We start from the raw sequence: 12,328 nt of genomic DNA on the forward strand, positions 1-12,328 counted from the left end.
CTTACACATGACAGACGGAGAGGGCGGGCGGGGATGGACATGAGGAAGCGATCGGTCACGGTGCGCGTGGCCCGATGGAGCGCGCTGCACCCGTGGCGGGCGGTCATCGGCTGGTTGGTCTTCGTGGTGCTGTGCCTGGGCGGCGGGATCGCCGCGGGTATGAACAGCGCCACGACGGAGGACTTCCGTGTCGGCGAGGCCGGCCGGGCCGAGGCCCTGGCGGCCGAGGGCGGCGTCCAGCTGAAGCCCACGGAGCAGGTGCTGATCCGGGCCGCCTCGGGACGGCAGGGACGGCAAGGACGGCAAGGACGGCCGGGGCGGCTGGACGAGGCGCGGGCCGAAGCCGCCGTGCGGGACGTCACCGCCCGCATGAAGGCCCTGCCCGAGGTCGCCTCCGTGGCTGCCCCGGTGCGCTCGGCCGACGGTCGCGTACTGCGGATCCAGGTGGAGCTGAACGGCTCCGAGCAGGAGGACCAGAAGCACGTACCCCCGCTCCGGGAACAGACCGCGCAGGTGGCGAAGGCGTACCCGGACCTGGTGATCGAGGAGACCGGCGACGCCTCCGTCAGCAAGGGCGTCGACGACCAGCGCAACGAGGACCTGAAGTTCTCGGAGGCGATCACACTGCCCATCACGCTGATCACGCTCGCCGTGGTCTTCGGCTCGGTCATCATGGTCGGCGTACCGCTGCTGCTCGCGATCACCTCGATCGTGGCGACCATGGGCCTGGCGATGCTGGCCTCGCACCTCCTGCCCGACACCGGCGTCGGAATGAGCATGATCCTGCTCATCGGCATGGCCGTCGGCGTCGACTACACGCTCTTCTACCTCAAGCGCGAACGTGAGGAGCGGGCCCGCGCGGGCGGCCGCCTCACCTCGGAGGCGCTGGTCGAGGCCGCCGCCGCGACGGCGGGGCGCGCGATCGTCGTCTCCGGACTCGCCGTGATCGTCTCCACCACCGCGCTCTACCTGGCCCGTGACGTCATCTTCGACTCGCTCGCCACCGGCACCATTCTGGTCGTCGCCGTCGCCGTGGTCAGCTCGGTGACCGTGCTGCCGGCGCTGCTCGTCATGCTCGGGCGGCGTACGGAACGCCGGGAGGCCAAGCGCCTGGCGCAGGGCAAGCCGGTGCGCGCGTACGGGGAGAAGGGGCCCGGCCGCGTCTGGAACGCCCTGCTCGCGCCCGCCCGCAGGCGCCCCGCGCTCACCCTGTGCCTCTCGGTTCTCGTGATGCTGGGGCTCGCGCTGCCCGCGCTGACCATGAACCTCAAGAATCCGGCGCGCGACAGCTTCTCGCGGGAGATACCGGCGATGAAGGGGTACGACCGGCTGCTCGACGACTTCCCCGAGCAGCGGGTCCGGCACCTCGTCGTGGTGCGGGCCGAGGCCTCGCAGGCCGCCGATGTGCGCCGGGCCCTGACGGCGCTGGACCGCGCGGCGCAGGCCGACCCGCTCTTCTCGCGCCCATCAGGTGCTCCGCTCCTGCGCTCCTCCGAGGACGGCAGGACCACGACCCTGGAGCTCAACGCACCGCACCCCACGTACTCCGAGAAGGCCGAGGACTCGCTCGCCCACGTGCGCGAGGCCTACCTGCCCGCGACCGTCGGCAAGCTGGCCGGCGTCGAGACGGCCGTCACCGGCGAAGTGGCGCGCGGCGTCGACTACGTGCAGCACCAGAACGAGAAGCTGCCGCTCGTCCTCGGCTTCCTGCTCCTGATGACCTTCGGCATGACGGTCTACGCGTTCCGCTCGGTCGTCCTCGGACTGCTCGGCGTAGGGCTCAACCTGCTCTCCGCGGCCTCCGCGCTCGGACTGCTCGTCCTCGTCTTCCAGGGCACCTGGGCCGAGGACCTGCTCTCCTTCGTGTCACTCGGCGGGATCTCCTCGCGCGTACCGCTCTTCCTCTTCGTGATCCTCTTCGGGCTCTCGATGGACTACCAGGTCTTCGTGGTCAGCCGGATCCGCGAGGCCGCCCTGAACGGCGTACCCACCCGGCAGGCGGTCCTCGACGGCATCGCGTCCTCCGCCAAGGTCGTCACCAGCGCGGCGATCGTCATGGTCACCGTCTTCGCGAGCTTCGTGATGCTGCACATCCTGGAGATGAAGCAGATGGGCTTCGTCCTCGCGGCGGCCGTGCTGCTCGACGCGTTCGTGATCCGCGTCATGATCCTTCCGGCCGCGCTGCTGCTGCTCGGCCGCGCCACCTGGTGGCCGTCCGGGGCGATCCGGCGTGCGGAGGCGCGGGCCGCGGAGCGCTTCGGGAACCCCGCCGAAGGGACCTTCGGACATCCTTCCGAAGAGGCCGCGGCCATGGCTCCCGGGCAGCGTGCGGCGGGGCGCAGGATCGCACAGGACAGATAACCGGGGCAGATGGGGGTGGTGGGTGGGCGGGCACCCATTCGAACGCTTACGATCCTCTGCGTGTCCAAACTGACCGACGTGCCCAAACGGATCCTCATCGGGCGCGCACTGCGCAGTGACCGGCTCGGAGAAACGCTCCTGCCGAAGCGCATCGCACTCCCCGTATTCGCGTCCGACCCGCTCTCCTCCGTCGCGTACGCGCCGGGAGAGGTCCTTCTCGTCCTCTCCATCGCGGGTGTGTCGGCGTACCACTTCAGCCCGTGGATCGCCGTCGCGGTCGTGGTGCTGATGTTCACCGTCGTCGCGTCGTACAGACAGAACGTGCACGCCTATCCGAGCGGTGGCGGTGACTACGAGGTCGCCACCACCAACCTCGGACCCAAGGCGGGACTCACCGTCGCGAGCGCCCTGCTCGTCGACTACGTCCTGACCGTGGCCGTGTCGATCTCCTCGGGCATCGAGAACCTCGGCTCGGCCGTCCCGTTCGTCGTCGAGCACAAGGTGCTCTGCGCGGTCGCCGTCATCGTCCTGCTCACGCTGATGAACCTGCGCGGCGTGAAGGAGTCCGGGAAGCTCTTCGCCATCCCGACCTACGTCTTCGTGGCGGGCGTCTTCATCATGATCGCGTGGGGCGCCTTCCGCGGCATCGTCCTGGACGAGACCATGAAGGCCCCCACCGCCGACTACGAGATCAAGCCCGAACACCAGGGCCTCGCCGGTTTCGCGTTGGTCTTCCTGCTTCTGAGGGCCTTCTCCTCGGGCTGTGCCGCGCTCACCGGCGTCGAGGCGATCAGCAACGGCGTCCCGGCCTTCCGCAAGCCGAAGTCCAAGAACGCCGCGACGACCCTCGCCCTCATGGGCGGCCTCGCCGTCACCATGTTCTGCGGCATCATCGGCCTCGCCATGGTGACCAAGGTCCGCATGGCGGAGTACCCGGGCAAGGACCTCATCCACAACGGCGTCCCCGTCGGCGCGGACTACGTCCAGAACCCGGTGATCTCCCAGGTCGCCGAGGCCGTCTTCGGCCACGGCAGCATCCTGTTCATGATCCTGGCCGCCGCCACCGCGCTGGTCCTCTTCCTCGCGGCCAACACCGCGTACAACGGCTTCCCGCTGCTCGGTTCGATCCTCGCGCAGGACCGCTACCTGCCGCGCCAGCTGCACACCCGCGGCGACCGCCTCGCGTTCTCCAACGGCATCGTGCTCCTCGCGGGCGCGGCGGCCCTGCTCGTCGTCATCTACGGCGCCGACTCCACCCGCCTCATCCAGCTCTACATCGTCGGTGTCTTCGTCTCCTTCACGCTCAGCCAGATCGGCATGGTCCGGCACTGGAACCGCCACTTGGCGACCCAGAAGGACCAGAACAAGCGCCGCCACATGATCCGCTCCCGCGCGATCAACACCTTCGGCGCCTTCTTCACGGGCCTCGTGCTGGTGGTCGTACTCGTCACCAAGTTCACGCACGGCGCCTGGGTCGCACTGCTCGGCATGTGCATCTTCTACGTGACGATGACGGCGATCCGCCGCCACTACGACCGCGTGGCCGAGGAGATCGCCGCCCCGGAGACCCCCTCCGACGACAGCGTGCGTCCCTCCCGCGTGCACTCGATCGTCCTGGTCTCCAAGATCCACCGCCCGACGCTGCGCGCCCTGTCGTACGCGAAGCTGATGCGCTCGCACACCCTCGAAGCGCTCAGCGTCAACGTCGACCCGGCCGAGACCAAGGCGCTCAAGGACGAGTGGGAGCACCGCGGCATCACCGTGCCGCTGAAGGTCCTCGACTCGCCCTACCGCGAGATCACCCGGCCGATCATCGAGTACGTGAAGAACCTGCGCAGGGAGAGCCCGCGCGACGTGGTCAGCGTGATCATCCCCGAGTACGTGGTCGGCCACTGGTACGAGCACCTGCTGCACAACCAGAGCGCGCTGCGCCTCAAGGGCCGCCTGCTCTTCACGCCGGGCGTGATGGTCACGTCCGTCCCCTACCAGCTCGACTCCTCCGAGGCCGCGAAGAAGCGGGCCCGCAAGCGCCAGGAGTGGAACGCGCCGGGTGCGGTGCGGCGTGGGCCGGTGGAGAAGCCGAGGCGTACGAAGGAGAGGGAGAGGGAGAAGGAGCCGAGCAAGAAGCTCTGAGCCCCCCGGAACCTCTCTGTGGCAAGCGGCCGGACGACACCCACGTAGACTGGTGGGCTGTAGTCCGGCCGTTCCCCTTTCACTTTTACGTTGTGGAGTCACCCCGCCATGCAGGCAGAACCGAACAATCCGCAGGCGGGGAACGCTCAGGCGGCCGCGTCGCTGGTCGGCCAGGAGTACGAGGTCGAGATCGGGCCCGTCGCGCACGGCGGCCACTGCATCGCCCGTACCGCCGAGGGCCAGGTGCTCTTCGTGCGGCACACGCTGCCCGGCGAAAAGGTCATCGCACGGGTGACCGAGGGCGAGGAGGGCGCGCGCTTCCTCCGGGCCGACGCGGTCACGATCCTGGAGCCCTCCAAGGACCGCGTCGAAGCGCCCTGCCCCTACGCCGGCCCCGGCCGCTGCGGCGGCTGCGACTGGCAGCACGCGAAGCCGGGCGCGCAGCGCCGCCTCAAGGGCGAGGTCATCGCCGAACAGCTCAAGCGCCTCGCGGGCCTGACCCCCGAGGAGGCCGGCTGGGACGGCACGGTCATGCCGGCCGAGGGCGACAAGCTGCCGCCCGGCGAGGTCCCGTCCTGGCGTACGCGCGTGCAGTACGCGGTGGACGAGGACGGCAACGCGGGCCTGCGCCGCCACCGCTCGCACGAGGTCGAGCCGATCGAACACTGCATGATCGCGGCGGAGGGAGTCTCCGAACTCGGCATCGAGAAGCGCGACTGGTCAGGCATGGCGTCCATCGAGGCGATCGCGGCGACGGGCTCCCAGGACCGCCAGGTGATCCTCGCCCCGAAGCCGGGCGCGCGCCTGCCCATCGTGGAGCTGGACAAGCCGGTCTCCGTGATGCGGGTGGGGGAGAAGGACGGCGGCATCCACCGCGTCCACGGCCGCGCCTTCGTCAGGGAGCGGGCCGACGGCCGCACCTACCGCGTCGGCAGCGGCGGCTTCTGGCAGGTCCACCCGAAGGCCGCCGAGACGCTGATGCTCGCAGTCATGCAGGGACTGCTGCCCCGCAAGGGCGACACGGCCCTCGACCTCTACTGCGGGGTCGGCCTGTTCGCGGGCGCCCTCGCGGACCGGGTCGGCGAGGCGGGCGCGGTCCTCGGCATCGAGTCCGGCAAGCGCGCGGTGGAGGACGCCCGCCACAACCTCGCGGCGTTCGACCGCGTCCGCATCGAACAGGGCAAGGTCGAATCGGTCCTCCCGCGCACGGGCATCACCGAAGCGGACCTCATCGTCCTGGACCCGCCCCGCGCGGGCGCGGGCAAGCAGACGGTGCGCCACCTGGCGGGACTGGGCGCGCGCCGCATCGCGTACGTGGCCTGCGATCCGGCGGCGCTGGCGCGGGATCTCGGGTACTTCCGGGAGGGGGGGTACAGGGTGCGGTCCTTGCGGGCGTTTGATCTCTTTCCTATGACCCAGCACGTAGAGTGTGTCGCGATCCTTGAGCCTGCTGAAAAGGGCCGCTGACCTGGGGTTTTGCTGACCGTGCATTATGGGCGCTACGTGCGTTACGGGCGATATCTTGACGCATATCTGACGCACGTGACGCACGTTTGACGCACGAACGGCCCGTTGCCTGACGGGTCGTCACGGGTGGTGTGAGCCTGCCGGGAGGCGCTTGCCCATATGGGGGTGGTCTCCGCGGTGGGGTGGTGAGGCCGGCTGCTGAGCGGTTGGCCGGCCCCGCCCCTTCGCTGCTCGGCCGTGACGTTCCGTGATGCTGGGGAGGGTGTCGGACGGATGTCTTGTCAGGGGTCGTGCCCGAGGAAGGGCGTCAAGTTGTCTGCTCCTGGTTCGGGGATGTCGGATGGCCGGGACGGCGTGCTTAGCGGCCGCAATCACGCTCAGTTCGGCGCTTAGGTGACGGTCATCGTCTGAAGGTCGCTGTTGCCTGCCGTATCGGACTCCCGAAGTGTCAGTGCCCTCCTTCATAATCGGGGCACCGTCTTCAACGAAGGACCTCACCTCTGTGACGATCACCCAGCACGAGCTCGAGTCCCGGCTGTGGGACGCCGCGAACGCGCTCCGCGGCCCCGTCGACCCCGCTGACTTCAAGACCTACGTCTTCCCAATGCTGTTCTGGAAGTGGATCAGCGACACCTGGGTCCACGAGCACGACGCGGCGTTCGATAAGTACGGCGACGACCTCGACGACGAGATTGAGGCCGAATTTCACCGGTTCGAGCTGCCCGAGGGCACGCTGTGGAGCGAGGTCACCGGGAAGGTCACCAACCTCGGTGCGGAGATCGCGAAGACCTTCCAGCGAATCGAAATGGCCAACCCCCGCTCGCTCGCTGGCGTCTTCGGCGACGCCTCGTGGGGCAACCAGGAGCGCATCCCGGAGTCGGCCCTGCTGGGGCTCATCCGAGCGTTTAACAAGATCACTCTCGACCCGACGACAGTCTCGCACGATCTGCTCGGCGCGGGCTATGAGTACTTGCTGAAGAATTTCGCCGACGAGTCGGGCAAGAAGGCTGGCGAGTTCTTCACGCCCCGTGAGGTCGTGAATTTGCTCGTCGGGATCCTCCAACCTCAGCCGGGCGAGTCCGTCTACGACCCGTCCTGCGGCTCCGGGGGGATGCTTGTCGCGACGATCAATCAGCTGCGCGAGTCCGGCAAAGACCACCGCACGCTCAGGGCATACGGTCAGGAGATCAACCTGACGACGGCCTCGATCGCCCGGATGAACCTGTTCCTGCACGAGATCGAGGACTTTGACATCAAGCGCGGTGACACCCTCCGTGCTCCGGCGTTCAAGGCCCCCAGCGGTGCGGTCCGTCAATTCGACGTCGTGATCGCCAACCCTCCGTTCTCACTAGTGAATTGGGGTGCAGACCGCTGGTCCTCGGATCCGCGAGCCATCTGCGGCGTGCCGCCGGCGCAGAACGGCGACTACGCCTTCGTCCAGCACATGGTCTCGTCAATGAAGCCCGGATCCGGTCGTGTCGGCGTGGTGATGCCCCGAGGCGTGCTGTTCCGCGGAGGCGCGGAGGCGAAGATTCGCCGGGGCCTCATCGGGAAGGACGTTCTGGAAGCCGTCGTCGGCCTGCCGCCCAAGCTGTTTTACTCGACCGAAATCCCGGCATGTCTGTTGATCTTCCGCGACCAGAAGCCAGCTGAGCGCAAGGATCACGTGCTTTTCATTGACGGCTCGGCGCGGTTTATCAAGGGCAAGAAGCAGAACCTGATGTCCGAGGATGACGTCAGAGCTGTCATCAAGGCGTACCAGACAGGTAGCGACTCAGCGGGTGAGGGCGGTGCGAACGTCCGGCTGGTGCCGCTCGAGGAGATCGAGCAGAACGACTTCGACCTGAACATCGGCCGCTACATCAGGGTCGCTGCAGGAGAGACCGCCGATCTTGGCACCGCGCTCGTGGAGTATGCCGACGCCCGGCAGCATCGCATCGACACCGAGGCTGCCATGTTTGAGCGGCTCGCAGCAGCAGGCGTCGACCTGAGCGTGTTCGGGGTGTCCAGTGAGTGAGTGGGAGAACGTCCGACTCGACGAGGTCATCGCATTGGACGTCGAAGCAGTCCCGGTCACGGCTACAGCCTCCTACGACATCGTTGGTGTCTTGAACCGCGGTCGAGGTCTGTTGTTCCGGGAACCGATTGCTGGCGATGAGACCTCATATAAGACGCTGAATCGCATCCGACCGAACCAGATCGTCTACAGCCGTTTGAAGGCGTTCGAAGGAGCGATCACCGTTGCTCCGAGCGATCTGGGTGAGGTCTACGCGTCGCAAGAGTTTCCAACATTCACGTGTGGCGAGCGAATGCTTCCCGCGTACTTCCGACTCCTTACGACCACAACACGAATGTGGGAGCAGCTGCAGGCGTTGTCGACCGGCATGGGCGGCAGGCGTGAGCGGGTCAAGCCTGCTGACTTCTTGACGATCGGAGTCGCTCTCCCGTCCTTGTCGGAACAGTGCCGCATCGTTGACGTCGTGGCCGCGGTCGACGTGCAGATTGAGTCCGTTCGATGCGAGCATGAGTGCGCTACCGAGGCCGTTCGGCGAGCGAGGCTTTCATTGCTTTCCGTGGGTGCTCGCGGAGAGTGGCAGAGCGAGATGACCGACTCACACACCTCGCTCACGTGGACGGAGCGGCTACCTGCTGGCTGGCGGCGCGAGACCATCGGAGCAGTATCGGTCGTGCGCTCCGGTGCAACTCCTCGTCGCTCCGAGCAGGCTCGGTACTTTGACGGCGGCTCCATCCCGTGGGTGAAGACAGGCGACCTCAACGAGCGCGTGATCGGCGAAACGGACGAGTGCATCACGGAGGTCGGGTTTGCGGAGTCGTCAGTGCGGCTTCTTCCTGCCGACACCGTCTTGGTTGCCATGTACGGAGGATTCGGTCAGATCGGCAGAACCGCCCGCCTTGCTATCCCATCCACGACGAACCAAGCAGTCAGCGCCCTGACAGCTTTGCGAGCGGATGTGATTCCCGCTTACTTGCATCAGGCTTTGAAGGCTGGCCGCCCCAAGTGGAGACTCGTGGCGGCAAGTTCGCGCAAGGACCCCAACATCAGTAAGAGAGATGTCGAGAACTTCGACTTCCCCCTGCCTGACCCTACTGAACAGCGGGAGATCGTCGACATCCTGGAGGGCATGGAATCTGCGGCGGACATGCTTGCCGGGGAACTGCAAAGGCTCAATGCCTTTCGGTCGGCCCTTCTGGCTTCTCTCCTCAACCAGGAGATCGAAATTCCCGAGTCCTACGACGCTCTCCTGGAAGGGGTGTCCTGATATGGCATGGACAGAGTCGTCTACCATCCAGCGCTCCCTGCTGGAGTGGGCCGAGGAGGCCGGGTGGGAGTACATCCCAGGCGACGAGCTGCCGCGCGACCATCACGATGTCGTCATCGAGACCTGGGTGCGTGAGGCGTTACTCGCCCTGGACCCTGAGCTCGCCGACGATCCCGAGTCTGCGGAGCTGGTGCTCCATGAGCTCAATCAGGCTGTCCTCGATGCGCACAACGGTCTCGTCGCGGCCAACGAGCGGCTGACCGTGATGCTTCGTGGCGACCACGCGTTCACGACGATCGACGGTAGGCATGTGCCTCGTCAGCTGATCGACTTCAAAGACCTCAAGAACAACCGCTTCACCGTGGCCGACGAGGTCACCATCAACGGCGCGACTAAACCGCGCCGGTTCGATGTCGTTTACTACGTCAACGGGTTCCCGCTGGTCGTAGCCGAGACCAAGACGCCTGTGAAGCACCAGGTCTCGTGGGTCAACGCCGCGAAGGACCTTCACGACGTGTACGAGGAGGAATACCCGAACTTTTTCGCGACGAATGTGTTCAACGTCGCGACCGAGGGGTTGGAGTTCCGCATGGCTCCGATCCGTGCAGTTGCGGACTCCGATTCCGAGATCTGGGCCCCATGGGGATCCACTGAGGACGACCCGAAGACCGTCACGGGGCCGGCTCGTGTCGAGCGGGCTGCACGCTTGTTGCTGCGGCCGGAGACTATCCTGCCGATCCTGAAGGACCTGGTGATGTTCCGTCACGCTCGGGACGCCTCCGAGGTCGACATCAAGTTCTTGCCTCGCTACCCGCAGTTCGAGGCGGCTCTGGCGATCCACGCCAAGGTGCTTGCCGACCGTCCTGGGGGATTGATCTGGCATCACCAGGGATCGGGCAAGACCGAACTCATGGCGTTCGCCGCCGCCCGTTTGCTGCGCGATGACGCGGTAACGGAGAGATTTGGGAGCGCGCCGACGGTCATCGTGATCGCCGACCGTAAGGATCTGGTCCGGCAGACGGCGGAGATGTTCGAGACTGCCGGCATGCCGCGGATGACGGTGCCCCGCAACCGGCGCGAGCTGCACGGTCTGCTACGCAGCGGTGAGTCGGGCGTGGTCATCACGACCGTACACAAGTTCGCTGAGGCCGGCCATCTGAACAACCGGTCGAACATCGTGGTCCTCGTTGACGAGGCGCACCGCTCGCAGGAGGGGAAGTTCGGCGACGCGTGGCGCGCGGCGGTGCCGCACGCGAAGTTCTTCGGCGCGACAGGCACTGCGATCGAGGACAAGGACCGTTCGACGTTCAAGCTGTTCGGCGACCCTGACGACCCGGACTTTGTGATGTCGCGGTACACGCCGGAGCAATCGATCGCCGACGGGTTCACCAAGCCGGTGATCGTGGAGGGCCGGTCTGTCGGGTTCAACCTCGACAAGGAAGCCTTGGACGAGGCTTTCGACGAGCTGGCCACAGAGGAGGGCCTGGATGAGGAGGAGAAAGTCTTCCTGTCGGGAAAGGCTTCTCACATCGAGACGATCCTATCCAACCCCGAGCGCGTGGCGGCTGTGTGCGCCGACATTGTCGACCACTTCCTAACCTATGTCGCACCTTTGGGGCAGAAGGCTCAGGTCGTGGCCTACAACCAGCGCCTTGTGATCGCGTACACCAGGGCCATCGAGGCCGAGCTGGAGCGCCGCGCTGCAGTCATGCCGGACGGACAACTCCGTGAGGTCGGTGTGGTGATGCACGTCGCCGACAGCAAGGAGACCCCCAAGGAATACAAGAAGCACCTGCTTACTCCCGAGCAGGAGGAGGCGCTTAAGCGCCGCTTCAAGAAGGTCGATGACCCGTTGTCGTTCATCGTCGTCACCGCGAAGTGGATGACCGGCTTCAATGCACCCATCGAAGGCGTGCTGTATCTCGACAAGCCTGCGAAGGACACGAACCTCTTCCAGACGATCACGCGGCCCAACCGTCCGTGGAAGAACCCGGTCACCGGCCAGCGCAAGGACTTCGGGCGGGTCGTCGACTACATCGGTCTCGCGAGGGCCATCGGTAAGGCAGTCGCCGGTCCGAAGGTGAAGGACGACGAAGAGGACGAGCTCAACGTCACGGACGCCTCCAAACTGGCGGGGAAATTCGTCACCGACCTTACGCGTCTGCTCCATCTGTTTGACGGCATTGACACCAGTGACTCATCATTCGAGTCCCTCGCCGAGGCTCACGAGCGAATCCCTGAGGGCGGTGCGCAGCGCACAGAGTTCATCGAGACCTACGTCGCGTTGCAGACGGTGTGGGAGTTCCTCGACCCCCACCCGATGCTGCGGCCGTTCAAGGGGCAGTACTTCTGGCTCGCGAAGGTATACGAGTCGATCCGACCCAAGGACGTCTCCAAGACTTTCCTTTGGGCACGTCTCGGCGCGAAGACCACCGACCTGATTCACGGCCACATGACCGATGTGGGAGTGAGGTCAATGCCGTCGAAGACAGTCACGCTGGACGCTGCCGGCCTAGCGTTGGTGAAAAAGATCGCCGAGCAGCTCAAGCTTTCGGAGCGGCAGACTTCGGAGTCGAAAGCCGAGGACGTGTACCAGGAGGTCCTCGACTCCATCGAGGCGCGCCTCAGACGTCGGCTGGCCGATACCGAGAGCCCGGCGTATCGGTCGCTGGCCGAGCGAATCGAGAAGCTCCGTGCCAAGGCGATCGAGAACGTCGAAGACTCGCTGGCCTTCCTTGAGGAAGCCCTGAAGATCGCTCAGGATGTGGTCGCCGCGGATCGGGCAGCTGAACAGGGCGACCAGGGAGCGCTCGACCGGCTGGCCGATCCCAAGCGCGGGGCGCTCACTCAGATCGTCGCGGAGAACACACCGCCTGGGCTGCATAAGATCGTCCCCGACATAGTCTTGCGGATCGACTCGATCGTCGTCGAGGTCGCCTATGCCGGTTGGAGCGCGAGTGACGCGGGCGACAAACGGGTGCGTCGCGAGCTGCGTTCCGCCTTGAAGGAGTACAGCTTGCCGATCAAGGGCGAGCTGTTCGACCGCACTTACGAGTATGTGCGGGAGAACTATTGAACGACGTCAC

At 66.1% G+C, this 12,328-nt stretch carries 6 protein-coding genes; all 6 read left to right on the forward strand.

Translation table 11 applies throughout. The annotated features are described in order from the left end of the window. Window positions 1–39 precede the first annotated feature (39 nt). The 6 genes from CP975_RS27085 to CP975_RS27110 all read left to right on the forward strand — a co-directional run bounded on the left by CP975_RS27085 (window position 40) and on the right by CP975_RS27110 (window position 12,318). Window positions 40–2,361: an MMPL family transporter gene (locus CP975_RS27085; protein ID WP_150477437.1), complete on the forward strand. Its 2,322-nt coding sequence runs from the start codon at window positions 40–42 to the stop codon at window positions 2,359–2,361. 60 nt (window positions 2,362–2,421) lie between these two features. Next, window positions 2,422–4,494 carry an APC family permease gene (locus CP975_RS27090; protein WP_055528435.1) on the forward strand — a complete coding sequence of 691 codons (2,073 nt, stop codon included), beginning with the start codon at window positions 2,422–2,424 and terminating at the stop codon, window positions 4,492–4,494. 108 nt (window positions 4,495–4,602) lie between these two features. Beyond that, complete coding sequence (locus tag CP975_RS27095; protein WP_055528436.1) at window positions 4,603–5,961, forward strand: class I SAM-dependent RNA methyltransferase; 1,359 nt, start codon at window positions 4,603–4,605, stop codon at window positions 5,959–5,961. A gap of 502 nt (window positions 5,962–6,463) precedes the next feature. Beyond that, the gene (locus CP975_RS27100) at window positions 6,464–7,978 is read left to right on the forward strand and encodes a type I restriction-modification system subunit M (RefSeq protein ID WP_055528438.1); all 1,515 of its coding nucleotides are present in this window, start codon (window positions 6,464–6,466) and stop codon (window positions 7,976–7,978) included. Further along, window positions 7,971–9,242 carry a restriction endonuclease subunit S gene (locus CP975_RS27105; RefSeq protein WP_150477438.1) on the forward strand — a complete coding sequence of 424 codons (1,272 nt, stop codon included), beginning with the start codon at window positions 7,971–7,973 and terminating at the stop codon, window positions 9,240–9,242. Before CP975_RS27100 ends, CP975_RS27105 begins: the two co-directional genes overlap by 8 nt. Window position 9,243: 1 nt before the next feature. Further along, window positions 9,244–12,318: a type I restriction endonuclease subunit R gene (locus CP975_RS27110; RefSeq protein WP_055528440.1), complete on the forward strand. Its 3,075-nt coding sequence runs from the start codon at window positions 9,244–9,246 to the stop codon at window positions 12,316–12,318. Window positions 12,319–12,328: the final 10 nt, after the last annotated feature.

Source organism: Streptomyces alboniger (genome assembly GCF_008704395.1).
Taxonomy (GTDB): Bacteria; Actinomycetota; Actinomycetes; order Streptomycetales; family Streptomycetaceae; genus Streptomyces; species Streptomyces alboniger.

Bases quoted from the DNA above. Each gene is read 5' to 3' on its own strand.
- CP975_RS27110 (WP_055528440.1), top strand. From the start codon at position 9,244: ATGGCATGGACAGAGTCGTCTACCATCCAGCGCTCCCTGCTGGAGTGG.
- CP975_RS27085 (WP_150477437.1), top strand. From the start codon at position 40: ATGAGGAAGCGATCGGTCACGGTGCGCGTGGCCCGATGGAGCGCGCTG.
- CP975_RS27095 (WP_055528436.1), top strand. From the start codon at position 4,603: ATGCAGGCAGAACCGAACAATCCGCAGGCGGGGAACGCTCAGGCGGCC.